Consider the following 23845-nt stretch of genomic DNA (forward strand, 5'->3'; position numbering starts at 1 on the left):
TCAATGAATAAGCTCAGTTTCAGATACTTTTTTTACTTCGAAATGGTCAACAAGAAATCCTTTAGCTGCTGGGATGCCACGGCGAAGCACCAGTATTGCCGTACCTTGTGGTGTGCTTATTATTTCATCACCGTTACTGAGGCGACTGCCAACAAGCGCAACGCTTTGACCACTGCTATTATGTCCAGCTTCTCCTGCGCCACTGATTATTGCCGCTTCTGTGGCATCGGGATAAACAACAGTATCCAGAGTTTGAGCTACTCGCAGTTTTTGACCGCTGCTGATCTCTATTTCCGTAGTAGCAGTTGCGGTTTTGAGTATGCCGCCGCCACGAGTCAGACTTCCTTCAACCGCGATGCGGTAGATCTCAATAATAGGATTCTGTTTCAAGTCAGCCTGCTGTTTAGCAAGGAACTCCTGCCATTCCTCAGTCATTCCGGAAAGTTGCTCATTACTGAAAGCTGGTTTATCAAAAGAAGCCTGAATCTCTAGAGTAAGTTCGTTGGTATACTGCTGCATAACTCCCTCTGCTTGCTGTGAATTTGTCTGTATTCAATACTCATTGTACAAATAACACCCTAGTATCGGAAGTAGCCTGCAAAAAAAATGAAACATCATTTCAATATATTATTTAAATGAATATTTTCTGGAATTGTATTCAGAATGTGAAGTATTGAAACTTTTGCATTACGGACAATATAAACTTTGCCCTGTTGGCTGAATCGCAACCCTGAGACATGCAAAAAAAGCCACCTGAAGGTAGTTGGAAATGAAGGCCGTAGCGGTTGCCACGCTTTAGGATATTCGGGATGGAACAGTCGTTGGTGTGCCTCGTTTGTATCACAGCCTGTGTCACAGTTTTGCCTTAGAAAGCCTGAGACACACCAACGCATTGTTTTAGAAGAAGTTGAAGCTGACCGATAAGCCGGGTTCTGTCGTGGACAGTCATTCATCTAGGCCAGCAATCGCTCACTGGCTCAAGCAGCCTACCCGGGTTCAGTACGGGCCGTACCATGTGAACCCCTATTTGGCCTTGCTCCGGGTGGAGTTTACCGTGCCACGGACTGTTACCAGCCGCGCGGTGCGCTCTTACCGCACCCTTTCACCCTTACCTGATCCCGCTTGCGCGGGCCATCGGCGGTTTGCTCTCTGTTGCACTGGTCGTGGGTTTCCCCCCCAGGCGTTACCTGGCACCCTGCCCTATGGAGCCCGGACTTTCCTCCCCTCCGCCCGTCTCCCCCGAAGGGGACGACGACGAAGCGGCGACTGTCTGGTCAGCTTCGGCGCGCAGTATAGAGGGTTTGCGCGCCGCTGTCACCCTCAGGCGTGGGCAAGACGCGATTAACGCGCGACTTCCACCTTCGCCAGCTTTTCGTAGTAGCATGCAATCGCGCTGTGGTCGGCTGTGCCCAGGCCATCCGCGCGCAGCGCCTGCATCATCTCCATAACCGCTGCGGTCAGCGGCAGCTGTGCCCCCACGCCGTGAGAGGTATCCAGCGCGTTGGCCAGGTCTTTAATATGCAGGTCGATGCGAAAGCCGGGTTTGAAATTTCGGTCCATGACCATCGGCGCTTTGGCATCCAGCACGGTACTGCCCGCCAGACCACCGCGAATCGCCTGATAGACCAGGTCCGGGTTGACGCCCGCTTTGGTTGCCAGCGTCAGCGCTTCCGACATGGCGGCAATGTTTAGCGCCACAATTACCTGGTTTGCCAGCTTGGTCACGTTACCGGCACCGATGTCCCCGGTATGCACCACGGAGCCCGCCATCGCTTTCATCAGATCGTAGTATTTGTCGAAAACAGCCTTGTCACCGCCGACCATGACCGACAGCGTGCCGTCGATCGCTTTCGGCTCACCGCCGCTGACCGGCGCGTCCAGCATATCAACGCCCTTCGCTTTTAACGCCTCGCTGATTTCACGGCTTGCGAGCGGCGCGATAGAGCTCATATCGATCAGCACCAGGCCAGGTTTCGCACCGTCGATAATGCCATTCTCACCCAGCGCAACCTCTTTTACATGCGGTGAGTTTGGCAGCATGGTGATGATGACATCGCACTGCTCAGCAATCGCTTTAGCGGTGGTGGCCGCTTCTGCGCCAGCCGCTATCACCTCAGCCACGGCCTGCGGATTATGATCGGATACCACCAGTGAGTAACCTGCTTTAATGAGGTTCTTACTCATTGGTTTACCCATAATCCCCAGGCCAATAAAACCCACTTTCAGCGTCATAGTCTTTTCCTCAATGATGGTTATTTTTTAAAAGCGTCCGCTAGTTTCTGCGTGGCCGAGCGGAATACGCCGAGATCGCTGCCGACGGCAACAAACGTGGCTCCCCACTCCAGATAGCGGCGGGCATCCGCCTCAACCGGTGCCAGAATGCCGCACGGTTTTTCGTGCGCTTTGGCGCGGGCAAAGATGTGCTGAATGGCACGCTGTACGTCCGGATGACCGGCATTCCCCAGGTGTCCGAACGCGGCAGCCAGATCGCTTGGGCCGACGAAGATACCGTCCACGCCGTCGGTGGCGGCAATCGCATCGACGTTATCGACGCCCTGCTGGCTCTCGATCTGGACCAGGATGGTGATGTTGCTGTTGGACTGGGCGAAGTAGTCCGGTACGGTGCCAAACATGTTGGCGCGGTGTGAAACGGAGACGCCGCGGATCCCTTCCGGGGGATAGCGTGTTGACGCCACGGCTTGTGCCGCCTCCTCCTGCGTTTCGACAAACGGGATCAGGAAGTTATAGAAACCGATATCCAGCAAACGCTTAACGATCACCGGCTCGTTGGTGGGGACGCGGACCACGGGCGCGCTGCGGCTGCCCTTCAGCGCCATCAGCTGTGGAATAAAGGTGCTGATATCATTCGGCGCATGCTCGCCGTCCAGCACCAGCCAGTCGAAACCGGCCAGACCCAGCACTTCCGTGCTGATGGGGTTGGCCAGCGCGGACCAGCAGCCAATCTGAATCTGATGTGCCGCAAGGGCCGCTTTAAACTTATTCGGGAAGATATCGTTATTCATCGCGTTTACCTTTTTAATTCCGCAGCCTTGTTCAATATCATTTTATTTATTCCGACGCAGCGACAGGGTTATATTTATTATTCTGAGCTGGTTTGGCGTTATAAAATCGTCATTCAGTATAAGACGCTATCCACCACTGCACATTGTTTTAATGCTCAAGCATTCCGGTGCATTTTGATAATATTTTGAGCATATGCACAAAGCACTGGGCGCTAATGCACAGAATCAGGCATTACTGGTTCGGGAGCGATCGGGATCACATTTTCATATCCCATCTGCTGACATGCTTTATTTCTGAAAGCCGCGTATTTATTTCTACCATTAGAAAATTGGCTGAATTTATTATCAGACACTTTGCTGGAGAATAGTGAACAATGGCCGACATTGAAATTCGACACGCATCGCCGACGGCGTTCTATATAAAAGTGCATGACACCGATAACGTGGCGATTATTGTCAACGACAATGGCTTAAAAGCAGGAACCCGCTTCCCGGACGGGCTGGAGCTGACAGAGCATATTCCGCAGGGACATAAAGTCGCCCTGGTGGACATTCCTGCTCAAAGCGAAATCGTGCGTTACGGCGAAGTGATCGGCTATGCCGTCCGCTTCATTCCGAAGGGTAGCTGGATTGAGGAGTCGCTGGTTGAGCTGCCAAAAGCACCGCCGCTCAATACGCTGCCCCTGGCAACCCGCGTGCCGGAGCCGCTTCCCCCACTGGAAGGCTATACCTTTGAAGGCTATCGCAATGCAGATGGCAGCGTCGGCACCAAAAACCTGCTCGGCATTACCACCAGCGTGCACTGCGTGGCGGGCGTAGTGGATTACGTGGTGAAAATCATCGAGCGCGATCTGCTGCCGAAGTACCCGAACGTGGACGGCGTGGTCGGCCTGAATCACCTTTACGGCTGCGGCGTGGCAATTAACGCGCCTGCAGCGGTTGTGCCCATCAGAACCATCCACAACATCGCCCTTAACCCGAACTTTGGCGGTGAGGTGATGGTGATCGGTCTGGGTTGCGAAAAGCTCCAGCCCGAGCGTCTGCTGCAGGGCCCGGAAGATGTCAAAGCCATCCCGGCAGACGAGGCCAGCATTGTGCGCCTGCAGGACGAACGCCACGTCGGTTTTCGTTCAATGGTCGACGATATTCTGCAGGTCGCGGAGCGCCATCTGAACAAACTCAACCGCCGCCAGCGCGAAACGTGTCCGGTCTCGGAACTGGTGGTGGGCACCCAGTGCGGCGGCAGCGATGCATTCTCCGGCGTGACGGCCAACCCGGCGGTGGGCTATGCGTCCGATCTGCTTGTTCGCTGCGGCGCCACGGTGATGTTCTCCGAAGTGACCGAAGTCCGTGACGCCATCCATTTGCTTACCCCGCGCGCCGTCAATGAAGAGGTCGGCAAGCGCCTGCTTGAGGAGATGGCCTGGTACGACAACTATCTCGACATGGGCAAAACCGACCGCAGCGCCAACCCCTCTCCGGGGAATAAAAAGGGCGGTCTGGCAAACGTGGTGGAAAAAGCCCTCGGATCCATTGCCAAATCCGGCCAGAGCGCCATTGCCGAAGTGCTCTCTCCCGGCCAGCGCCCGACGAAGCGCGGCCTGATCTACGCGGCAACGCCGGCCAGCGATTTCGTCTGCGGCACGCAGCAGGTCGCATCAGGTATTACGGTGCAGGTCTTCACCACCGGGCGCGGTACGCCGTACGGCCTGATGGCGGTGCCGGTGATTAAAATGGCGACGCGCACCGAGCTGGCAAACCGCTGGTATGACTTAATGGATATCAACGCGGGCACCATCGCTACCGGGGAAGAGAGTATTGAAGAGGTAGGCTGGAAGCTGTTCCACTTCATTCTGGATGTGGCGAGCGGGCGGAAGAAAACCTTCTCTGACCAATGGGGACTGCATAACCAGCTGGCGGTGTTTAACCCGGCGCCGGTGACGTGATTGCCCCTCACCCTGCCCTCTCTCCATAGGGGAGAGGGTAAAAACCGCACCGAGCAGTCCCCTCTCCCCTATGGGGAGAGGGTTAGGGTGAGGGGAAAAACCCCCTTTAAACCAGCACCACCTCAATCCCGCTTTTACGCAATCCGTCCAGGCTCTCCGCCGGGATCCCCTCGTCGACGATAATCATATCAATCCGCTGCGTATCAATGATTTTATGCAGGCTTGAGCGGTTAAACTTGCTGGAGTCGGTCACGACAATAATACGCTCCGCAACTTCACACATCCGGCGGTTCAGGCGGGCCTCGTCTTCGTTATGCGTGCTCACGCCGCGATCGAGATCGATGGCGTCAACGCCCAGGAACAGCAGATCGAAGTGATAATTCTGTAAGGACTGCTCCGCCTGGTCGCCGTAGAAGGATTGCGACTGGCGGCGCAAGTGCCCGCCGGTCATCAGCAGCTCAATGCCTTCCGCCTCCAGCAACGCATTCGCCACGTTCATCCCATTGGTCATGGCAATGACATCCGTGTGCTGACGCAGCATGCGGGCAATTTCAAAGGTCGTGGTACCGGAGTCCAGAATAATGCGGTGTCCGGGCTTCACCAGCGCGGCAGCGGCCTGCGCGATGCTGCGTTTCACCGCCGTGTTGAGCGCGCTTTTGTCTTCCACAGAAGGCTCAGCGCCCGGCGTATTGCCCTCGCAGATGAGCGCACCGCCGTAAGCGCGCACGGCAATGCCCTGTTTTTCCAGGAATGCCAGATCGTTGCGGATCGTTACCGTTGATACGCCATATAAATGAGAAAGATCGTTAACCTGTACGCTTCCCTGCGCCCGCAGTCGCTGAATGATCTGCTCTCGCCTTTCACTGGTGCCGGTGATGCGCTTTTCTGCGGATGGATCGGTACTGCCCATGCCAGCTCCTTAGTAAAAACACTTTCGTTTTATTTCGTTTTGCCTATTAACGCCTTTCTTTTGGGGGAATGCAAGCTCTGAAAGCCCGCCTGATATTCGCTTGACCTGCGCTGAAACCTTTCATTATGTTTCTTTTGTGAAACAGATCGGAAAACTATTATCTTTCGTTTTATTTTTATATCACCATGATGCAGGATTAAATGAAACAAAACGAAAGATAAGTATCATTACCATCCGACATGGAGAGGAAAGTGAAACATCTGACAGAAATGGTGGAGCAGCATAAACGGGGGAAGACAAACGGAATTTATGCTGTCTGCTCCGCGCATCCGCTGGTACTTGAAGCCGCAATTCGTTACGCCCGTTCACAGCAGACGCCGCTGCTGATTGAGGCCACCTCTAATCAGGTCGATCAGTTTGGCGGCTACACCGGCATGACGCCCGCCGACTTTCACGGGTTCGTCTGCAGGCTGGCAGATTCTCTTGGATTCCCGGCGTCACGGCTGATCCTCGGTGGCGATCACTTAGGGCCAAACCGCTGGCAACACCTGCCCGCGCGGGAAGCCATGGCCAATGCCGACGATCTCATTAAAAGCTATGTCGCTGCCGGGTTCAAAAAGATCCACCTCGACTGCAGCATGTCCTGTGAGGACGATCCGGTTCCCCTGACCGACGCGATCGTCGCCGAACGCGCCGCACGTCTGGCGAAAATTGCCGAAACGACCTGCCGGGAACAGTTTGGTGAATCCGATCTGGTCTACGTTATCGGCACGGAGGTGCCGGTGCCGGGTGGCGCGCACGACACGCTCACCGAGCTTGAGGTCACCACGCCAGACGCGGCGCGCGCGACGCTTGAAGCGCATCGTCACGCGTTCGAAAAGGAAGGATTAAGCGACATCTGGCCGCGCATTATTGGCCTGGTGGTGCAGCCCGGCGTGGAGTTCGACCACGCACACGTCTGCGACTACCGGCCGGAAAAAGCCATCGCCCTGAGCGAAATGGTGGAAACCTACGATACGCTGGTTTTTGAAGCGCACTCCACTGACTACCAGACGCCGCAGGCGCTGCGCCAACTGGTAAACGATCACTTCGCCATCTTAAAAGTCGGTCCGGCTCTGACCTTTGCCCTGCGCGAAGCCCTCTTCTCACTGGCCGCTATCGAAGAGGAGCTGCTGCCAGCGAAGGCCAGTTCTGGCCTGCGCCACGTGCTGGAAAACGTGATGCTCGACCGACCGGAGTACTGGCAAAGCCATTACCACGGTGACGGCAACGCGCGTCGCCTGGCGCGCGGCTACAGCTACTCTGACCGCGTGCGTTATTACTGGCCGGACAGCCAGATCGACGAAGCCTTCGCGCGGCTGGTACGCAACCTGGCAAACGACCCCATTCCATTGCCGCTGATCAGCCAGTACCTGCCGCTGCAGTACAGCAAAGTTCGCGAGGGCGCTCTCAAGTCAACGCCTCGGGAACTCATCCTCGACCACATTCAGGACATACTCCAGCAATACCACGCCGCCTGCGAAGGCGTAACGACGCAAAACGCATAATAAAAAGAGGAAAGCACGATGCCAAACATTGTCTTATGCCGCATTGATGAACGCCTGATTCACGGTCAGGTGGGCGTGCAGTGGGTAGGGTTTGCGGGGGCAAACCTGGTTCTGGTCGCCAACGATGAGGTGGCTGAGGATCCTGTTCAACAGAACCTGATGGAAATGGTGCTCGCGGAAGGGATCGCCGTGCGGTTCTGGTCATTACAAAAAGTCATCGACAACATTCATCGCGCCGCTGATCGCCAGAAAATCCTGCTGGTCTGTAAATCTCCCGCCGATTTTCTGAAGCTGGTTGAGGGCGGCGTGCCCATCACCCGTATCAACGTAGGAAACATGCACTACGCCAGCGGCAAACAACAAATTGCCAAAACGGTCTCCGTCGACGCGAACGATATCGCCGCGTTCAACGGCCTGAAAACGGCCGGGGTGGAATGCTTTGTTCAGGGCGTTCCGACAGAAGCTGCTTTGGATCTCTTTAAACTGCTCTGAGGGATTCACAATGGAAATCAGTCTGTTGCAGGCATTCGCGCTGGGGCTTCTCGCCTTTATCGCGGGTCTGGATATGTTTAACGGGTTAACGCACATGCACCGCCCGGTCGTTCTCGGGCCGCTGGTTGGCCTGATTCTTGGCGATCTGCACACCGGGATTTTGACCGGCGGGACGTTAGAGCTGGTCTGGATGGGCCTGGCGCCACTCGCGGGCGCACAGCCGCCAAACGTCATTATCGGCACGATTGTGGGTACCGCATTTGCCATCAGCACAGGCGTGAAGCCAGAAGTTGCCGTTGGCGTCGCCGTGCCGTTTGCTGTTGCGGTACAGATGGGGATTACGTTCCTCTTCTCGGTGATGTCTGGCGTGATGTCCCGCTGCGATCGCATGGCGGCCAATGCGGATACCAACGGCATTGAACGGGTTAACTATCTGGCCCTGCTGGCGCTCGGCATCTTCTATTTCTTGTGCGCGTTTCTGCCTATTTATTTCGGTGCGGAGCACGCGAAAACCGCCATTGACGTTCTGCCGACACGCCTGATTGACGGCCTCGGCGTCGCGGGCGGCATCATGCCAGCTATCGGCTTCGCCGTGCTGCTGAAGATCATGATGAAAAACGTCTACATCCCCTACTTCATTATCGGCTTTGTCGCCGCGGCCTGGCTCAAGCTTCCGGTCCTGGCGATTGCGGCCGCCGCGCTGGCTATGGCGCTGATCGACCTGATGCGTAAATCACCTGAACCGACGGCTCCAGCGGCCCAGAAAGAGGAATTCGAAGATGGCATCTAATCAAACAACGTTACCGGGCGTGTCTGAAACCGAAGAGACCCTGCTGACCGGCGTCAACGAAAACGTCTACGAAGACCAAAGCATTGGTGCCGAACTGACGAAAAAAGATATTAACCGCGTCGCCTGGCGTTCAATGCTGCTGCAGGCCTCGTTCAACTATGAACGTATGCAGGCCTCCGGCTGGCTGTACGGGTTGCTGCCCGCGCTGAAAAAGATCCACACCAACAAGCGGGACCTGGCGCGGGCGATGAAAGGCCATATGGGCTTCTTCAATACCCACCCGTTCCTCGTGACCTTTGTTATCGGCATTATTCTGGCGATGGAGCGCTCCAAGCAGGATGTGAACAGCATCCAGAGCACCAAAATTGCCGTCGGTGCGCCGCTCGGCGGCATCGGTGACGCCATGTTCTGGCTTACCCTTCTGCCCATCTGCGGCGGCATTGGTGCCAGCCTGGCGCTGCAGGGATCGATTCTGGGCGCGGTGGTCTTTATCGTACTGTTTAACGTTGTGCACCTCGGCCTGCGTTTTGGTCTGGCGCACTACGCTTACCGGATGGGCGTTGCGGCCATTCCGCTGATCAAGGCCAACACCAAAAAGGTCGGCCATGCGGCCTCCATCGTCGGGATGACGGTGATCGGCGCGCTGGTAGCAACCTATGTCCGTCTCAACACTACCCTCGAAATCAAAGCCGGGGATGCGGTCGTCAAGCTGCAGGCCGACGTTATCGACAAGCTGATGCCCGCATTTCTGCCGCTGGTCTACACCCTGACCATGTTCTGGCTGGTGCGCCGTGGCTGGAGCCCGCTGCGGCTGATTGGTATCACCGTGGTGCTGGGCGTTGTCGGTAAGTTCTGTCACTTCCTGTAAAAGCAAAGAGGTAGCGATGTTAGGCATTATTTTGACGGGTCACGGCGGTTTTGCCAGCGGGCTTGAGCAGGCAATGAAGCAGATCCTCGGCGAGCAGCCGCAGTTTATCGCCATCGATTTTCCTGAAACGTCCACCACGGCGCGGCTGACCGCTCAGCTTGAGCAGGCAGTGAGTGAACTCGACGCCCGGCACGACATTGTGTTTCTCACCGATTTGCTGGGCGGCACGCCGTTTCGCGTGGCCTCAACGCTCGCGATGCAAAGACCGGGCAGCGAAGTCATCACCGGCACCAACCTGCAGCTCCTGCTGGAGATGGTGCTGGAGCGCGACGGATTAACCAGCGAAGCGTTTCGCCTGCAGGCACTGGAGTGCGGACACCGCGGCCTGACAAGCCTGGTGGACGAGCTGGGCCGCTGCCGCGAGGAAGCGCCCGCTGAGGAAGGGATATGAGCCAGCTGCTGCGCGCCCGACGGGTGCTGACCGAACAGGGCTGGCTGGATGACCACCAGCTTCGTATCGAGAACGGCGTTATCGCGGCGATTGAGCCCATCCCCACGGGCGTTCACGCCCGCGATGCCGATAAGCTCTGCCCGGCGTACATTGATATTCACGTGCATGGTGGCATGGGTGTGGACGTGATGGATGACGCACCCGATACGCTGGACGTTTTAGCCATCCATAAAGCGCGTGAAGGGGTAGGGGCATTTTTGCCCACTACCGTCACCGCACCGCTGGAGGTCATTCACGGTGCCCTCACGCGCATCGCCCGGCGCTGTCGATTGGGCGGCCCCGGCGCGCAGATCCTGGGCAGCTATCTGGAAGGGCCGTACTTCACCCCGCAGAACAAAGGGGCGCACCCGCCGGCGCTGTTTCGGGAGCTGGATATCGCCGAGCTGGACGCGCTAATTACGCTTTCGCACCACACGCTGAAGGTGGTGGCGCTGGCGCCGGAAAAGCCCGGCGCGCTACGGGCGATCCGCCACCTGAAGCAGCGGGGTTTACGCGTGATGCTGGGCCACAGTGCCGCCACCTACGAGCAAACCCTCGCCGCCTTTGACGCCGGCGCGGACGGGCTGGTGCACTGCTACAACGGCATGACGGGGCTGCATCACAGAGGGCCCGGCATGGTCGGCGCGGGGCTTACTGACCAACGGGCGTGGCTGGAGCTTATCGCCGACGGCCACCATGTTCATCCTGGAGCCCTGCGTTTATGCAGTTGCTGTGCGAAAGAGAGGGTGGTGCTGATTACCGATGCCATGCAGGCGGCAGGTATGCCGGATGGGCGGTATACGCTCTGCGGTGAAGAGGTCACGATGCACCACGGCGTGGTGAAAACCGCCTCCGGCGGACTGGCGGGCAGCACGCTGTCACTGGATGCCGCAGTCAGGAATATGGTGGAGCACGCGGGCGTCGCCGCTGAAGACGCTATTCATATGGCCTCGCTGCACCCTGCCCGCCTGCTGGGCATCGATCGTCAGCTCGGATCCTTAACGCCGGGAAAACGCGCCAATATGATTGCGCTGGACGGGGGTTTACACCTTCAGCAGATCTGGATTCAGGGCCAGGCTCTCCCCCTTTAGCCCTTTCATTGTGTCTCCTTTTGGCTTTACGGCCTGAAACCGTAAGGCCTTTCTTTTCCTTTCCTTAAATTTGCCCTTTTCTTTCACGATCACACTTTTCGTTTTATTTCTTTTCTTTCATTGAACTTTCGATTTCTTTTCTATAGATTTTATTTAACTGCTAAAGTGAAAAAGTGAAACGAAACGAAAGATAGCGACACGTTTGCCAGCGTCTGATGTGGAATTCACACGACTAAGGACTGAGTTATGCCACAAATCACCCCCGCCGCCACAACCGGCACCTGGACCGAAGAAGAGATCCGCCAGCAGCCTGCCAGCTGGATCCGCTCGCTCAACAACATCGATAATCTGCGTTCCTCAATTGACGGTTTCCTGACCCCGCTGCTGCGCAAGCGCGATCTGCGGATCGTCCTGACCGGCGCGGGCACGTCCGCGTTTATTGGCGATATCATTGCGCCATGGCTTGCGAGCCACACCGGGAAAAACATCTCCGCCGTGCCCACAACCGATCTGGTCACGAACCCGATGGATTACTTCAGCCCGGCATATCCGCTGCTGCTGGTTTCGTTTGCCCGCTCCGGCAATAGCCCGGAAAGCGTGGCTGCAGTAGAGCTTGCCAATCAGTTCGTGCCGGAGTGCTACCACCTGTCGATCACCTGTAACGAGGCGGGCAGCCTGTATCAGAACGCCGTCGACAGCGATAACGCCTATGCCCTGCTGATGCCTGCCGAAACGCACGATCGCGGCTTCGCGATGACCAGCAGTATCACCACCATGATGGTGAGCTGCCTGGCGGTATTCGCGCCAGAGACGATCGGTAGCCGCACCTTCCGCGACGTGGCCGATCGCTGTCAGGCGATCCTCACCTCACTCGGCGATTTCCGCCAAGGGGTCTTTGGCAACGAACCGTGGAAAAGGATCGTTTACCTGGGAAGCGGTGGCCTGCAGGGCGCGGCGCGTGAATCGGCGCTGAAGGTGCTGGAGCTGACGGCGGGCAAGCTGGCGGCGTTCTACGAGTCCCCAACCGGCTTCCGTCACGGGCCTAAATCACTGGTGGATAGCGAAACGCTGGTGGTGGTGTTTGTCTCCAGCCATCCGTATACGCGTCAGTACGATCTCGATCTGCTGGCCGAACTGCGCCGCGAACGCCAGGCTCTGCGCGTCGTCGCCATCGCCGCTGAAAACGATCCGGTTATTGAAGCGGGTCCGCACATCCTGCTGCCGCCTTCCCGCCCGTTTATCGATATGGAACAGGCGTTCTGCTTCCTGATGTACGCCCAGGTCTTTGCGCTGTCTCAGTCCCTCAGCGTGGGCAATACGCCCGATACGCCATCTGCCAGCGGCACGGTCAACCGCGTGGTGCAGGGCGTTGTTATTCATCCGTGGCAGGCTTAAGAGGATCGCACTATGAGCATTATCTCAACGAAATATCTTCTGCAGGACGCGCAGGCAAAAGGCTACGCGGTGCCGGCGTTCAACATCCACAACGCGGAGACGATCCAGGCGATCCTCGAAGTGTGCAGCGAAATGCGATCGCCGGTGATCCTCGCGGGTACGCCGGGCACGTTTAAGCACATTGCGCTGGAGGAGATCTACGCCCTGTGCAGCGCCTACTCGCTAACCTACGACATGCCGCTGGCGCTGCATCTCGATCACCACGAATCCCTCGACGATATTCGTCGCAAGGTTAACGCGGGCGTGCGTAGCGCGATGATAGACGGCAGCCACTATCCGTTCGAACAAAACGTGAAGCTGGTGAAATCGGTGGTCGATTTTTGCCACCTCAACGACTGTAGCGTCGAGGCCGAGCTGGGGCGTCTTGGCGGCGTGGAAGATGACATGAGCGTCGACGCCGAAAGCGCGTTTCTCACCGACCCGCAGGAAGCGAAACGCTTTGTCGAACTGACCGGCGTCGATAGCCTCGCCGTCGCCATCGGCACCGCACACGGCCTGTATACCAAACGCCCGAAAATCGACTTCCAGCGGCTGGCCGAGATCCGCGACGTGGTCACCGTGCCGCTGGTGCTGCACGGCGCGAGCGATGTGCCGGATGAAGATGTTCGCCGCACCATCGCGCTGGGCGTGTGCAAAGTCAACGTGGCTACCGAACTGAAAATCGCCTTCTCTGACGCGGTGAAGGCCTGGTTTGCTGAAAACCCGCAGGGTAACGATCCGCGCTTCTATATGCGGGTCGGTATGGACGCCATGAAAGAGGTGGTCAGAAGCAAAATCACCGTTTGCGGCTCGGCAAACCGATTGCTGCTTCCGGCAGAAGCCTGATTAAAATGGAGCTTACGCTGATGAAAAAAATTCTCGCACTCTCAGTGCTGGCCCTGTGCGTATCCCATAGCGCGGTGGCCGCGAACTACACGCTCAGTAACGACAATATCGCCCTGTCATTTGATGATGCAAACTCAACGGTTGTGGTTAAGGACAGCAAAGCTAACCATCCGCTCACGCCGCAGGAGCTGTTCTTTCTGACGCTGCCGGACGAGACTAAAATCCACACCGCGGATTTTAAAATCAAGCATGTCGAAAAGCAGGACAGCGGGATTGTCGTTGATTTCACCCATCCGGAATTTAACGTGACGGTGAAGCTGAACCTGGTGAAGGGCAAATACGCCAGCATCGACTACACCATCGCCGCCGTTGGTCAGCCTCGGGACGTGGCGAAAATCACCTTCTTCCCGACCAAAAAGCAGGCTCAGGCCCCTTACGTAGACGGGGCAATTAACAGCTCGCCGATCGTCGCAGACTCGTTCTTTATTCTGCCGGATAAGCCCATCGTTAACACTTACGCCTATGAAGCGACGACCAACCTCAACGTGGAGCTGAAAACCCCTATTCAGCCCGCAACTCCGGTCAGCTACACCACGTACTTTGGTACCTTCCCGGAGACCAGCCAGCTGCGACGTAGCGTAAACCAGTTTATCGATGCCGTCCGTCCGCGTCCGTATAAGCCTTATTTACACTACAACAGCTGGATGGATATCGGCTTCTTTACCCCGTACTCCGAGCAGGATGTGCTGGGGCGGATGGATGAATGGAATAAAGAATTTATCACCGGGCGCGGCGTGGCGCTGGATGCGTTCCTGCTTGACGATGGCTGGGATGACCTGACCGGGCGCTGGCTGTTTGGCCCGGCTTTCAGCAAGGGTTTTGGCAAGGTACGGGAGAAAGCTGACAGCCTGCACAGCTCCGTCGGCCTGTGGCTCTCGCCGTGGGGCGGCTATAACAAACCGCGCGATACGCGCGTCTCGCATGCAAAAGAGTACGGTTTCGAAACGGTAGACGGGAAGCTGGCGCTGTCAGGCCCGAACTATTTTAAAAACTTTAATGAGCAGATCGTTAAGCTTATCAAAAATGAGCACATTACCTCGTTCAAGCTCGACGGGATGGGTAATGCCAATTCACATATTAAGGGGAGCCCGTTCGCCTCGGATTTTGACGCCTCTATCGATCTGCTGCATAACATGCGCAGCGCCAATCCGAATCTGTTTATTAACCTGACGACCGGTACAAACGCCAGCCCCTCCTGGCTGTTCTACGCCGATTCCATCTGGCGTCAGGGAGATGATATCAACCTGTACGGCCCCGGCACGCCGGTGCAGCAGTGGATGACCTACCGCGATGCGGAAACGTATCGATCCATTGTGCGTAAAGGTCCGCTGTTCCCGCTGAACTCCCTGATGTATCACGGGATCGTCAGCGCGGAGAACGCGTATTACGGTCTGGAGAAGGTGCAAACGGACAGCGATTTTGCCGACCAGGTCTGGAGCTACTTCGCCACCGGGACCCAGTTACAGGAACTGTATATCACCCCATCCATGCTCAACAAGGCGAAGTGGGATGTCCTGGCGCAGGCCGCGAAGTGGTCCCGGGAGAACGCCAGCGTGCTGGTGGATACCCACTGGATTGGCGGTGACCCGACGGCATTGCAGGTTTACGGCTGGGCATCCTGGAGCAAGGACAAAGCGATTATCGGCTTGCGTAACCCGTCGGATAAGCCACAAAGCTACTATCTGGATCTGGCAAGAGACTTTGAAATCCCGACAGACGGCACGACACAATTTGGTTTGAAAGCGGTGTACGGCAGTAACGATAGCGTACCGGAGGAGTATAAAAACGCGGTGGTGATTACCCTGAAGCCGCTGGAAACGCTGGTGTTTGAGGCATTACCAGGAAAATAAAAGTGTTCAGCTGGCAGGTTAAGCCATGACCTGCCAGCTTCCCCCTTTCCTTGCCCCCAGGCGTTTTAATTTACCTTTTGTTTGCAAAGAACAGAGATAACGTTCCGCGGTGCGGGAAGTCACGCCCAATACGGATGCCAGCATTACCGCAGTCATTTGCGGTTGAACGGTAAGAAGCTCAAGGATTGCCTTTTCCTTTTCCGACATTTCTTCCGGCATCTTTTCCGACATTACGGACGACATACCTATGCCTTCCCGCAAAGCTTCGGCCATATTTTGCAGCATAAACTCCACGAATGCCGTGCAATCACTGGCCCGATCGCATTGTCCTAAAATCTGGTAATAGTGCGCCTGCTGGAAGTGAATGAGAGTCTCAACGGGCAGCCAGGCAAGTTCTGCACGCCACTGGCTTAAGATCAACGTTTGCCACAGCCGCCCCATGCGGCCATTTCCATCTGAAAAAGGATGGATGAATTCAAACTCGTAATGAAATACCGAGCTGGCAATCAAAGGGTGAAGATCGGTTTGCTTAAGCCAGGCAAGAAGATCGTCGATAAGGCGGTTCATCTGCGAGGCTGGCGGAGCCATGTGGACTAACTGGTTCCCACGGTATATCCCTACATCCCCATGCCTGAGCTTGCCAGGATTATCGACCAGACCCGTCATTAATAACCGGTGTGCACTGAGTAAGTCTTTAAGCTTCCAGGGCTTCCATTCGGGCAATTTTTCATAAGCAAGAATCGCGTTACGTACTTCCTGAATATCTTTTTCAGGTGCGAGCACGCGCTTACCCTCCATGATTGCCGTCACTTGCCCGGTCGTCAGAGAGTTATGCTCGATCGCCAGAGAAGCCTGGATTGTGCGGATTCGGTTCTCTTTGCGCAGTAGCGGAGAGGTTCTTCCTGAATGTGCCGCCCAGTGCCCTAACAGCTCACCAATCTCAACAACCTGATTGAGAATCGATGGCGTGATAGTAAAAGGAGGCTGATAGCGGCTCATCTGGATTACTCTCCCTGCTGCTCCAGCGCATACTTATAGAGCGCATTCTTTTTCACGCCGTGGATCTCCGCCGCCAGTGCAGCCGCTTTCTTAAGCGGCAGTTCTGCCTGCAGCAGCGCCAGCGTGCGCAGCGCGTCGGCAGGGAGCGCATCCTCCTGCGCTTTATGCCCTTCGACAATCAGCACCATTTCACCCTTGCGGCGGTTTTCATCTTCCTTTACCCACGCCAGCAGTTCGCCCACCGGCGCGCCGTGAATGGTCTCCCAGGTTTTGGTCAGCTCGCGCGCCAGCACCACGTAGCGGCCTTCTCCCCAGACGGTGACCATGTCTTCCAGGCTCTCCAGCAGGCGATGCGTGGATTCGTAAAAAATCAGGGTACGCGGCTCCGCTTCCAGATCCTTCAACACGTCGCGGCGGCCTTTGGATTTGGCTGGGAGGAAGCCTTCATAGCAGAAACGGTCGGACGGCAGACCCGCGGCGCTCAGCGCGGCAATGGCGGCGCACGGCCCCGGCAGCGGCACAACGCGGATACCGGCTTCGCGACAGGTACGCACCAGATGGTAGCCAGGGTCGTTAATCAGCGGCGTACCAGCATCGGAGACCAGCGCAATGTTCTGCCCCTCCTTCAGCTTCGCCACCAGCGTTTCGGCTTTTTGTTGCTCATTGTGATCGTGCAGGGCGAACAAACGAGCGTTAATCGCGAAATGCTGCAGCAGTAATCCGGTGTGTCGGGTATCTTCGGCGGCAATTAAATCAACAGCTTGCAATACGGTGAGCGCACGTTGGGTAATATCAGATAAATTCCCGATAGGAGTAGGTACAATATAAAGCTGGCCTTGAGAATTATCTGCCGTTTCGTGTTGTTTCATTGTTTCGTCCGTATTGCCGATTTAATATTGAGCATTGCGTAAAAAAAATCACTGGATACAGTATGGTACCGTTAACGTTTCTTCGAAAAAAAGCCACGCGCAGCGTGCCGCTTCTGCTGGCAGCCCTGATCTTTGCAGGCTGTGGCACCCAGGCACCTGACCAGAGCACGGCCCATCTTCAGGGTTCCGCTCAGGCTGATTCTGGCTTTTATCTGCAACAAATGTCGCAGAGTTCAAATGATACCAGGATCAACTGGCAATTACTCGCCATTCGTGCACTGCTGAAAGAGGGTAAAACCCAGCGGGCCGCCGAGCTGTTTAACCAGTTGCCGAAAGATCTTAACGACACCCAGCGTCGTGAACAGAGCCTGCTCTCTGCCGAACTGAAAGTCGCACTGAAAGATTACGCCGCCGCGAAGAAGACCCTCGGTGACATTGACGTGAGCGCGCTGGATAAAAATCAGCAGGCCCGCTTCTGGCAGGCGGGCATTACCGCTGAGCAGGGGCGTCCTTCGCTGACGCTGCTTCGGGCGCTCGTCGCACAAGAGCCACTGCTCGGCGGCGCGGATAAGCAGAAAAATATTGATGCCACCTGGCAAGCGCTTGCCTCTATGACCCAGGAACAGGCGCAGGCGCTGGTCATTAACGCGGATGAAAACGTTCTTCAGGGCTGGCTGGATCTGCAGCAGATGTGGTTTAACAACCGCAGCGATCCAAAAATGTTGAAAGCCGGTATTACGGACTGGCAGACGCGCTACCCGCAAAACCCGGGCGCGAAAATGCTGCCAACCCAGCTGGTGAACGTGCAGAACTTTAAGCCTGCATCCACCAGCAAAATCGCCCTGCTTCTGCCGCTCAACGGTCAGGCGGCAGTGTTCGGCCGAACCATTCAGCAGGGCTTTGAAGCGGCGAAAAACGGCACCACCTCGGTAACGGGCAGCGCGGTTCCCGCCCAGGCGGCCCAGGCGGCCAACGTGAATGACGTTGTCAGCCCTTCCGCCGCGGAGACCAGCGACCTGACCACCGCGCAAACCCCGGCGCAGGGCACGATGCAAAACCCGGTGACGGCCCCGACGACGCCTGCGGCTACTGCAGCCCCTGCGACGCAGGCTCCGGCTGAGACACAGGCAGCGCCTGCCCCTGACGCCGCAGCCGCAGCCGCACAGCCCCAGGAGACTCAACAGACTCAACAGCAGCCTGCACAACCCGCCGTTCAACCTGCCGCACAGCCGCAGGCCGTTGCGGCCACCAGCGCCAACCCGGGCGCTGAGTTGAAAATCTATGACACCAGCTCGCAGCCGCTTGACCAGGTGCTGGCGCAGGTTCAACAGGACGGTGCGAGCATCGTTGTCGGCCCGCTGCTGAAAAACAACGTTGAAGAGCTGATGAAGAGCAATACCACGCTGAACGTGCTGGCGCTCAACCAGCCTGAGCAGGTTCAGAACCGAGCCAATATTTGTTACTTCGCGCTTTCTCCTGAAGATGAGGCCCGCGATGCGGCACGTCATATTCACGAGCAGGGTAAGCAGGCTCCGCTACTGCTCATCCCACGCAGCACGCTTGGCGATCGCGTGGCCAATGCCTTTGCCGATGAGTGGCAGAAGCTGGGCGGTGGCGTGGTGCTGCAGCAGAAATTCGGTTCCGTCTCTGAACTGCGCGCGGGCGTAAACGGCGGAGCGGGTATCGCGCTTAACGGTAGCCCGGTGACCTCGAGCCTGCCGCAGCAGCAGGGCGTGACGATTGGCGGTCTGACGATCCCTGCCCCACCTACCGACGCGCAGATTAGCGGTGGCGGTAAAGTGGATGCGGCCTATATCGTTGCCACACCGCAGGAGATCGCCTTTATCAAACCGATGATTGCGATGCGTAACGGCAGCCAGAGCGGCGCAACGCTGTACGCCAGCTCGCGCAGCGCGCAGGGCACCGCGGGTCCTGATTTCCGTCTGGAAATGGACGGCCTGCAGTACAGTGAAATCCCTATGCTGGCTGGCAGCAATCCGGCGCTGATGCAGCAGGCGCTCAGCACGGTGCGTAACGATTACTCTCTGGCGCGTCTGTATGCGATGGGTGTCGATGCGTGGGCGCTGGCGAACCACTTTACCCAAATGCGTCAGGTGCCGGGCTTTGAGCTTAACGGCAACACCGGCGATCTGACCGCAACTCAGGACTGCGTGATCAACAGGAAGTTATCATGGCTCAAATACCAGCAGGGGCAAATCGTCCCGGCCAGTTAAGCCGTAAAGAGACCGGCGATGCGTGGGAGTTAAAAGCGCGTCGCTGGCTTGAAGGCAATGGACTGCGCTTTATCGCCGCTAACGTCCGAGGGCGCGGCGGCGAAATTGACCTGATCATGAAAGACGGTCAGGTCATTGTGTTTGTAGAAGTCCGCTTTCGACAGTCCTCCCGTTTTGGCGGTGCTGCCGCCAGCGTGACGCTCGCCAAACAACATAAATTATTACAGACTGCCCACTTGTGGCTTGCCCGCCATAATGGGAGTTTTGATACTGTGGATTGCCGGTTCGATGTGATAGCCTTCACCGGAAATGAGATCGAATGGCTTAAAAACGCTTTTGGCGAAGACGCATAATTAAGATTTAAAAGGGATAACGTGCTCGAAAGAATTAAAGTGTGCTTCACAGAAAGCATCCAGACTCAGATTGCCGCGGCGGAAGCCCTTCCGGATGCTATCTCTCGTGCCGCGATGACGCTGGTGCAGTCCCTGCTTAACGGCAACAAAATCCTCTGTTGTGGCAACGGCACGTCTGCCGCCAACGCACAGCATTTTGCTGCCAGCATGATCAACCGTTTTGAAACAGAACGCCCGAGTTTACCTGCCATTGCACTTAATACCGATAATGTGGTCTTAACAGCGATTGCTAACGATCGTCTGCATGACGAAATTTACGCAAAGCAGGTGCGAGCCCTGGGTCATGCCGGAGACGTGCTGCTGGCAATCTCCACGCGCGGCAACAGCCGGGATATTGTCAAAGCCGTTGAAGCCGCCGTTACCCGCGACATGACTATCGTGGCCTTAACCGGCTATGACGGTGGCGAGCTGGCGGGTCTGCTTGGGCCGCAGGATGTGGAAATCCGCATTCCGTCTCACCGGAGCGCACGTATTCAGGAGATGCATATGCTCACGGTGAACTGCTTATGTGATTTGATCGATAACACGCTTTTCCCTCACCAGGATGATTAAGGAGTTCTTATGAAGGCTTTATCGACCCTCGCAGTCCTTATGTCTGCATTACTGCTTCAGGGATGTATCGCTGCGGCCGTTGTGGGTACCGCCGCGGTAGGCACCAAAGCGGCAACCGATCCGCGCACTGTGGGTACACAGGTGGATGACGGTACGCTGGAGCTGCGCGTCAACAGTGCGCTGTCGAAAGACGAACAAATTAAGAAAGAAGCGCGGATCAACGTGACGGCTTATCAGGGCAAAGTGCTGCTGGCAGGCCAGGCGCCGAATATGGAACTCGCCTCTCGTGCGAAGCAAATTGCGATGGGTGTAGAAGGTACCACTGAGGTGTTTAACGAAGTGCGCCAGGGCAAGCCAATTGGTTTAGGTGATGCTTCTTCCGATACCTGGATAACCACCAAAGTGCGTTCCCAACTGCTGGGCTCGGACCAGGTGAAATCGTCCAACGTGAAAGTGACGACGGAAAACGGTGAAGTATTCCTGCTGGGTCTGGTGACCGAACGTGAAGGGAAAGCGGCGGCCGATATCGCCAGCCGGGTGAGCGGCGTGAAGCACGTCACCACCGCGTTTACTTACATCAAGTAAGCCACACCTGACTACAGGCCCGGTAAGCGCCAGCGCTACCGGGCTTTTTTTTACAGCAACGCAATACTCCCCACAATCACCCCACTCAACGCCACCAGTCCTGCGGTGAGCCATAGCGCTTTCGCCGGGAATGACTTACGCAGCATAATGAGCGACGGCAGACTGATCGCAGGCAGAGTAATGAGCAGCACCAGCGCAGGCGCAGTGCCCATGCCGGCCAGCATCATGGTCTGAACAATCGGAATTTCAGCGGCCGTCGGGATAACGAACAGGCAGCCTGCAACGGCCATCGCAATCACCCACATCAGCGTGTTGTCGATAGCGCCATCCGCATGCGGGAACAGCCAGACGCGCGCCGCCCCCAGCACCAGTACCGCCAGGATATAGACCGGGATGGTGCTCCAGAAAAGCTGCCATAGCGCCTTACCCCAGCGTGTGAAGAAACCGCCCTGCGGCTCGCTGACGTCCAGCTCAACTGACGCCGGTTCTGCGGCAGGCTCCTTCACCCATTTTTGCACCAGCGTCGCGACGACCAGCACGGTCAGCAGCCCGGCTACCAGACGGATGAACGCGAAATGCCAGCCCAGCACAAAGCCCATAAACACCAGCGTCGCCGGGTTGAGCAGCGGGTTGCCCATCCAGAACGCCAGCGCGCCGCCCATCGATACGCGCTGACGGCGCATCCCTGCCGCCACAGGCGCGGCACAGCAGGAACACATCATGCCCGGCAGGGAGAAAATCGTCCCCAGCAGCGTGCCCTGAAAGCGCGGCTGCCCCAGGGTTTTCACCAGCCAGTTACGCGGAATAAGCACCTGAATCAGCGACCCCAGAATGACGCCTAACACGGCGGCTTTCCAGACGGCAAGGAAGTAGACCATAGCGTAATCCCACGCCGCCTGCAGCGGGCGGGCATCAGCCTGAGCAAGAATAGATTTTCCGATACTGTGCGTTTCGGCAGCCGTGAAGGCTTTACCGTAGTACGGCTGCCATTTCACATACCAGAGGCCAATAATGACCACGAGAAAGAAGAGTGCGGGCTTCCACCATTGAACAGGTGTTGCCGCCTGAGATGAAGACTGACCAGTCATAGCATTCCCCGGAGAGTAGTAGATAATTAGCCGGGGGAGTTTACGCCTCGCCCTGCGCGATTTCACGCAGTTTTGCCGAAGGGATAATGTTCACGCCTTCCTTCGAAGGTGAAAGCGCCTCTTTCAGCATCGCGCGCGCCACGTCCCGCGCCTCAACGGATTTCCAGTTTCCCGGAAGAATGCGGAACAGCGGTGCGAAAATTGACTCATTAAAACGCCGTTCGTCGCGGTGTCCCAGCAGCATGGAGGGGCGAACAATCGTCAGGTGCTCCCACTTCTGGGCAATCAGCGCCTCTTCCATTTTGCCCTTCACTTTGTTGTAGAAAAAGGGCGAGCCGGCACTGGCGCCGAGCGCGCTGACCACCAGAAAATGTTTGGCCCCCAGCCTTTTGGCCGTGAGTGCCGTATCCACCACCAGCGTGTAGTCGGCATGCACAAACGCCTCTTTACTGCCCGCCTCGCGCCGGGTCGTGCCGAGACAGCAAAACGCGATATCAATCGGATCCTGAACCTGCGCCAGCGCGTCAGTCAGCTGCGGGTCGTGCGGGTTAAAAACGCCGGAAACGTCCGCGAGCGGGCGTCGCGTCGGGGCAGCGATGTAGTTCACGTGACGATCCTGAATCAGCAGGCGCAGCAAATGCCCGCCCACCAGCCCGGTTGCGCCTGCTATCAGTACCTGACTCATCTTATCCCCTTTACAGAATTGTCCGTTTGCGAACTCGCCGTGGTCGACCACACTTAAAAGTCTGTTACAGGTAAGTATTTACCACAAGCGGAGAAAAATCAGTCTGAAGCCAAAACAACGGAGGAAGCATGGGCAAGAAAATCGCAGTCTTGATTACCGACGAGTTTGAAGATTCAGAATTCACCTCTCCTGCAGAGGCGTTCCGCAAGGCGGGACATGAGGTCATCACCATTGAGAAGGAAGCGGGCAAAACGGTGAAGGGCCATAAGGGCGAGGCCAGCGTGACTATCGACGCGAGTATCGATAACGTTAGCCCCTCCGATTTTGACGCCCTGCTGTTACCGGGCGGCCATTCCCCTGACTCACTGCGCGGGGACGAGCGTTTCGTGACCTTTACCCGGGACTTTGTCTCGACCGGCAAACCGGTCTTTGCCATCTGTCACGGCCCGCAGTTGCTCATCAGCGCGGAGGTTGTCCGCGGGCGTAAGCTCACGGCCGTGAAGCCGATCGTTATCGATCTGAAAAACGCGGGGGCCGAGTTTTACGATCAGGAAGTGGTCAACGACAAAGACCAGCTGATCACCAGCCGGACCCCGGACGATCTTCCGGCGTTTAACCGCGAAGCGCTACGCCTGCTCGGCGCGTAGCCAGTGCAGCTTCTTGCCAAAGCCCAGGGTGTTGTCGGTAAATTTCAGCTCATCAAGGCGGATTTCCCACACCGGGGCTTTTAGCGCAGCGGCAACCGGAAAGCGGCGCGTGTAGTGCTTACGACGCGCGTCGCTCTCTTCTCCGTCCAGACGACGAATTTCGCCTTTAAACTGCACCCCACGGATCAGCGCGACCGTTTTAGGCTGGCCATTCACCGTGCCCGCCACCTTTGCCTGCTGGCCGGTCATCTGCGCATGACGCGTTTTGTCTTCACTCATGACGTAAAACGCGACGCGCTCGGGATCGTAGTAGTAAAACGCATTTGCACACCACATCTCACCCTCGCTGTATACGCACCAGGTGACGACATGCTGCTTCGCCAGCCAGCGGTTAATGGCGGCCAGTGTTTCCATTTTCGTTCTCTC

The 23845-nt window shown here is 56.9% G+C and carries 24 protein-coding genes and 1 other RNA gene; 15 read left to right on the plus strand and 10 right to left on the minus strand.

Features of this window, described 5'->3' with window-relative positions; genetic code table 11:
- The 4 genes from M2433_RS17445 to garL all read right to left on the minus strand — a co-directional run bounded on the left by M2433_RS17445 (window position 1) and on the right by garL (window position 3023).
- Window positions 1-519 (minus strand): hypothetical protein, encoded by a 519-nt coding sequence (locus M2433_RS17445; RefSeq protein WP_429055850.1) that lies wholly within the window; start codon window positions 517-519, stop codon window positions 1-3.
- 386 nt (window positions 520-905) lie between these two features.
- An RNA gene (gene rnpB / locus M2433_RS17450) (RNase P RNA component class A) lies at window positions 906-1282 on the minus strand.
- A gap of 59 nt (window positions 1283-1341) precedes the next feature.
- On the minus strand, window positions 1342-2232 hold the full coding sequence (garR, locus tag M2433_RS17455; protein WP_429055848.1) for a 2-hydroxy-3-oxopropionate reductase: 891 nt from the start codon (window positions 2230-2232) through the stop codon (window positions 1342-1344).
- 20 nt (window positions 2233-2252) lie between these two features.
- Window positions 2253-3023, minus strand: coding sequence for a 2-dehydro-3-deoxyglucarate aldolase (garL, locus tag M2433_RS17460; protein ID WP_429055847.1), 771 nt, complete (start codon window positions 3021-3023; stop codon window positions 2253-2255).
- Between the two features lie 374 nt (window positions 3024-3397).
- Between garL and garD the strand changes: the two genes are divergently transcribed.
- Window positions 3398-4969: a galactarate dehydratase gene (gene garD, locus M2433_RS17465; protein ID WP_429055845.1), complete on the plus strand. Its 1572-nt coding sequence runs from the start codon at window positions 3398-3400 to the stop codon at window positions 4967-4969.
- A 106-nt stretch (window positions 4970-5075) separates the two neighbouring features.
- Here the strand turns inward: garD and M2433_RS17470 are convergent, their stop codons facing one another.
- Window positions 5076-5879 (minus strand): DeoR family transcriptional regulator, encoded by an 804-nt coding sequence (locus tag M2433_RS17470; RefSeq protein WP_429055843.1) that lies wholly within the window; start codon window positions 5877-5879, stop codon window positions 5076-5078.
- Window positions 5880-6118: 239 nt separating this feature from the next.
- Between M2433_RS17470 and kbaZ the strand changes: the two genes are divergently transcribed.
- From kbaZ to M2433_RS17515, 9 genes are all read left to right on the plus strand, one after another.
- Complete coding sequence (kbaZ, locus tag M2433_RS17475) at window positions 6119-7426, plus strand: tagatose-bisphosphate aldolase subunit KbaZ (protein WP_429055842.1); 1308 nt, start codon at window positions 6119-6121, stop codon at window positions 7424-7426.
- An 18-nt stretch (window positions 7427-7444) separates the two neighbouring features.
- Entirely contained in the window at window positions 7445-7918 is a 474-nt protein-coding gene (gene agaV, locus M2433_RS17480) for a PTS N-acetylgalactosamine transporter subunit IIB (RefSeq protein ID WP_429055841.1), read from the plus strand.
- Window positions 7919-7928: 10 nt separating this feature from the next.
- Window positions 7929-8708: a PTS N-acetylgalactosamine transporter subunit IIC gene (gene agaW, locus M2433_RS17485; protein WP_429055839.1), complete on the plus strand. Its 780-nt coding sequence runs from the start codon at window positions 7929-7931 to the stop codon at window positions 8706-8708.
- Window positions 8698-9576: a PTS N-acetylgalactosamine transporter subunit IID gene (gene agaE, locus M2433_RS17490; RefSeq protein ID WP_059312191.1), complete on the plus strand. Its 879-nt coding sequence runs from the start codon at window positions 8698-8700 to the stop codon at window positions 9574-9576. Before agaW ends, agaE begins: the two co-directional genes overlap by 11 nt.
- Before the next feature lie 16 nt (window positions 9577-9592).
- On the plus strand, window positions 9593-10027 hold the full coding sequence (agaF, locus tag M2433_RS17495) for a PTS galactosamine/N-acetylgalactosamine transporter subunit IIA (protein WP_047347731.1): 435 nt from the start codon (window positions 9593-9595) through the stop codon (window positions 10025-10027).
- Window positions 10024-11157, plus strand: coding sequence for an N-acetylglucosamine-6-phosphate deacetylase (gene nagA, locus M2433_RS17500; RefSeq protein ID WP_429055837.1), 1134 nt, complete (start codon window positions 10024-10026; stop codon window positions 11155-11157). The genes agaF and nagA overlap by 4 nt, the downstream gene beginning before the upstream one ends.
- A 246-nt stretch (window positions 11158-11403) precedes the next feature.
- Entirely contained in the window at window positions 11404-12552 is a 1149-nt protein-coding gene (locus M2433_RS17505; protein ID WP_429055835.1) for an SIS domain-containing protein, read from the plus strand.
- A 12-nt stretch (window positions 12553-12564) separates the two neighbouring features.
- A complete protein-coding gene (gene kbaY, locus M2433_RS17510; protein WP_059312188.1) occupies window positions 12565-13437 on the plus strand; it encodes a tagatose-bisphosphate aldolase subunit KbaY in 873 nt (290 codons plus the stop codon).
- A 20-nt stretch (window positions 13438-13457) separates the two neighbouring features.
- Complete coding sequence (locus M2433_RS17515) at window positions 13458-15347, plus strand: enterotoxin (RefSeq protein WP_429055833.1); 1890 nt, start codon at window positions 13458-13460, stop codon at window positions 15345-15347.
- A gap of 18 nt (window positions 15348-15365) precedes the next feature.
- Here the strand turns inward: M2433_RS17515 and M2433_RS17520 are convergent, their stop codons facing one another.
- Together M2433_RS17520 and rsmI are read right to left on the minus strand one after the other, a co-directional pair.
- A complete protein-coding gene (locus tag M2433_RS17520) occupies window positions 15366-16346 on the minus strand; it encodes a Fic family protein (RefSeq protein ID WP_429055832.1) in 981 nt (326 codons plus the stop codon).
- Between the two features lie 5 nt (window positions 16347-16351).
- Entirely contained in the window at window positions 16352-17215 is an 864-nt protein-coding gene (gene rsmI, locus M2433_RS17525; RefSeq protein WP_000809144.1) for a 16S rRNA (cytidine(1402)-2'-O)-methyltransferase, read from the minus strand.
- Window positions 17216-17277: 62 nt separating this feature from the next.
- Between rsmI and M2433_RS17530 the strand changes: the two genes are divergently transcribed.
- From M2433_RS17530 to dolP, 4 genes are read left to right on the plus strand one after another with little or no spacing between them, the layout of a single operon-like run.
- Window positions 17278-19449: a penicillin-binding protein activator gene (locus M2433_RS17530; protein WP_429055831.1), complete on the plus strand. Its 2172-nt coding sequence runs from the start codon at window positions 17278-17280 to the stop codon at window positions 19447-19449.
- Window positions 19407-19802 carry a YraN family protein gene (locus tag M2433_RS17535; RefSeq protein ID WP_023333573.1) on the plus strand — a complete coding sequence of 132 codons (396 nt, stop codon included), beginning with the start codon at window positions 19407-19409 and terminating at the stop codon, window positions 19800-19802. Before M2433_RS17530 ends, M2433_RS17535 begins: the two co-directional genes overlap by 43 nt.
- A gap of 21 nt (window positions 19803-19823) precedes the next feature.
- Entirely contained in the window at window positions 19824-20414 is a 591-nt protein-coding gene (gene diaA / locus M2433_RS17540; protein WP_003861754.1) for a DnaA initiator-associating protein DiaA, read from the plus strand.
- A gap of 9 nt (window positions 20415-20423) precedes the next feature.
- Window positions 20424-20999 (plus strand): division/outer membrane stress-associated lipid-binding lipoprotein, encoded by a 576-nt coding sequence (gene dolP / locus M2433_RS17545; RefSeq protein ID WP_008501489.1) that lies wholly within the window; start codon window positions 20424-20426, stop codon window positions 20997-20999.
- 50 nt (window positions 21000-21049) lie between these two features.
- Here dolP and M2433_RS17550 read toward each other — a convergent pair whose 3' ends face one another.
- Window positions 21050-22087 carry a permease gene (locus M2433_RS17550; protein ID WP_429055829.1) on the minus strand — a complete coding sequence of 346 codons (1038 nt, stop codon included), beginning with the start codon at window positions 22085-22087 and terminating at the stop codon, window positions 21050-21052.
- Window positions 22088-22127: 40 nt separating this feature from the next.
- The gene (locus M2433_RS17555; protein ID WP_429055827.1) at window positions 22128-22772 is read right to left on the minus strand and encodes an NAD(P)H-binding protein; all 645 of its coding nucleotides are present in this window, start codon (window positions 22770-22772) and stop codon (window positions 22128-22130) included.
- A gap of 128 nt (window positions 22773-22900) precedes the next feature.
- On the opposite strand from M2433_RS17555, the gene M2433_RS17560 reads away from it, so the two are divergent.
- Window positions 22901-23419 carry a type 1 glutamine amidotransferase domain-containing protein gene (locus M2433_RS17560; RefSeq protein WP_059312183.1) on the plus strand — a complete coding sequence of 173 codons (519 nt, stop codon included), beginning with the start codon at window positions 22901-22903 and terminating at the stop codon, window positions 23417-23419.
- Here the strand turns inward: M2433_RS17560 and M2433_RS17565 are convergent.
- Window positions 23399-23833, minus strand: coding sequence for a YhbP family protein (locus M2433_RS17565; RefSeq protein ID WP_008501485.1), 435 nt, complete (start codon window positions 23831-23833; stop codon window positions 23399-23401). The two genes, M2433_RS17560 and M2433_RS17565, sit on opposite strands and share 21 nt — an antisense overlap.
- Window positions 23834-23845 lie beyond the last annotated feature (12 nt).

The organism is Enterobacter sp. AC1 (assembly GCF_050434705.1).
Taxonomy (GTDB): domain Bacteria; phylum Pseudomonadota; class Gammaproteobacteria; order Enterobacterales; family Enterobacteriaceae; genus Enterobacter; species Enterobacter cloacae_L.

Coding starts and splice junctions, on each gene's coding strand:
- agaV (WP_429055841.1), top strand. CDS start 7,445: ATGCCAAACATTGTCTTATGCCGCATTGATGAACGCCTGATTCACGGT.
- dolP (WP_008501489.1), top strand. CDS start 20,424: ATGAAGGCTTTATCGACCCTCGCAGTCCTTATGTCTGCATTACTGCTT.
- garD (WP_429055845.1), top strand. CDS start 3,398: ATGGCCGACATTGAAATTCGACACGCATCGCCGACGGCGTTCTATATA.
- M2433_RS17470 (WP_429055843.1), bottom strand. CDS start 5,879: ATGGGCAGTACCGATCCATCCGCAGAAAAGCGCATCACCGGCACCAGT.
- garR (WP_429055848.1), bottom strand. CDS start 2,232: ATGACGCTGAAAGTGGGTTTTATTGGCCTGGGGATTATGGGTAAACCA.
- M2433_RS17445 (WP_429055850.1), bottom strand. CDS start 519: ATGCAGCAGTATACCAACGAACTTACTCTAGAGATTCAGGCTTCTTTT.
- agaF (WP_047347731.1), top strand. CDS start 9,593: ATGTTAGGCATTATTTTGACGGGTCACGGCGGTTTTGCCAGCGGGCTT.
- M2433_RS17550 (WP_429055829.1), bottom strand. CDS start 22,087: ATGACTGGTCAGTCTTCATCTCAGGCGGCAACACCTGTTCAATGGTGG.
- M2433_RS17505 (WP_429055835.1), top strand. CDS start 11,404: ATGCCACAAATCACCCCCGCCGCCACAACCGGCACCTGGACCGAAGAA.
- M2433_RS17520 (WP_429055832.1), bottom strand. CDS start 16,346: ATGAGCCGCTATCAGCCTCCTTTTACTATCACGCCATCGATTCTCAAT.
- M2433_RS17555 (WP_429055827.1), bottom strand. CDS start 22,772: ATGAGTCAGGTACTGATAGCAGGCGCAACCGGGCTGGTGGGCGGGCAT.
- agaW (WP_429055839.1), top strand. CDS start 7,929: ATGGAAATCAGTCTGTTGCAGGCATTCGCGCTGGGGCTTCTCGCCTTT.
- agaE (WP_059312191.1), top strand. CDS start 8,698: ATGGCATCTAATCAAACAACGTTACCGGGCGTGTCTGAAACCGAAGAG.
- kbaZ (WP_429055842.1), top strand. CDS start 6,119: ATGGAGAGGAAAGTGAAACATCTGACAGAAATGGTGGAGCAGCATAAA.
- M2433_RS17515 (WP_429055833.1), top strand. CDS start 13,458: ATGAAAAAAATTCTCGCACTCTCAGTGCTGGCCCTGTGCGTATCCCAT.
- garL (WP_429055847.1), bottom strand. CDS start 3,023: ATGAATAACGATATCTTCCCGAATAAGTTTAAAGCGGCCCTTGCGGCA.
- M2433_RS17530 (WP_429055831.1), top strand. CDS start 17,278: ATGGTACCGTTAACGTTTCTTCGAAAAAAAGCCACGCGCAGCGTGCCG.
- M2433_RS17565 (WP_008501485.1), bottom strand. CDS start 23,833: ATGGAAACACTGGCCGCCATTAACCGCTGGCTGGCGAAGCAGCATGTC.
- M2433_RS17535 (WP_023333573.1), top strand. CDS start 19,407: ATGGCTCAAATACCAGCAGGGGCAAATCGTCCCGGCCAGTTAAGCCGT.
- nagA (WP_429055837.1), top strand. CDS start 10,024: ATGAGCCAGCTGCTGCGCGCCCGACGGGTGCTGACCGAACAGGGCTGG.
- M2433_RS17560 (WP_059312183.1), top strand. CDS start 22,901: ATGGGCAAGAAAATCGCAGTCTTGATTACCGACGAGTTTGAAGATTCA.
- rsmI (WP_000809144.1), bottom strand. CDS start 17,215: ATGAAACAACACGAAACGGCAGATAATTCTCAAGGCCAGCTTTATATT.
- kbaY (WP_059312188.1), top strand. CDS start 12,565: ATGAGCATTATCTCAACGAAATATCTTCTGCAGGACGCGCAGGCAAAA.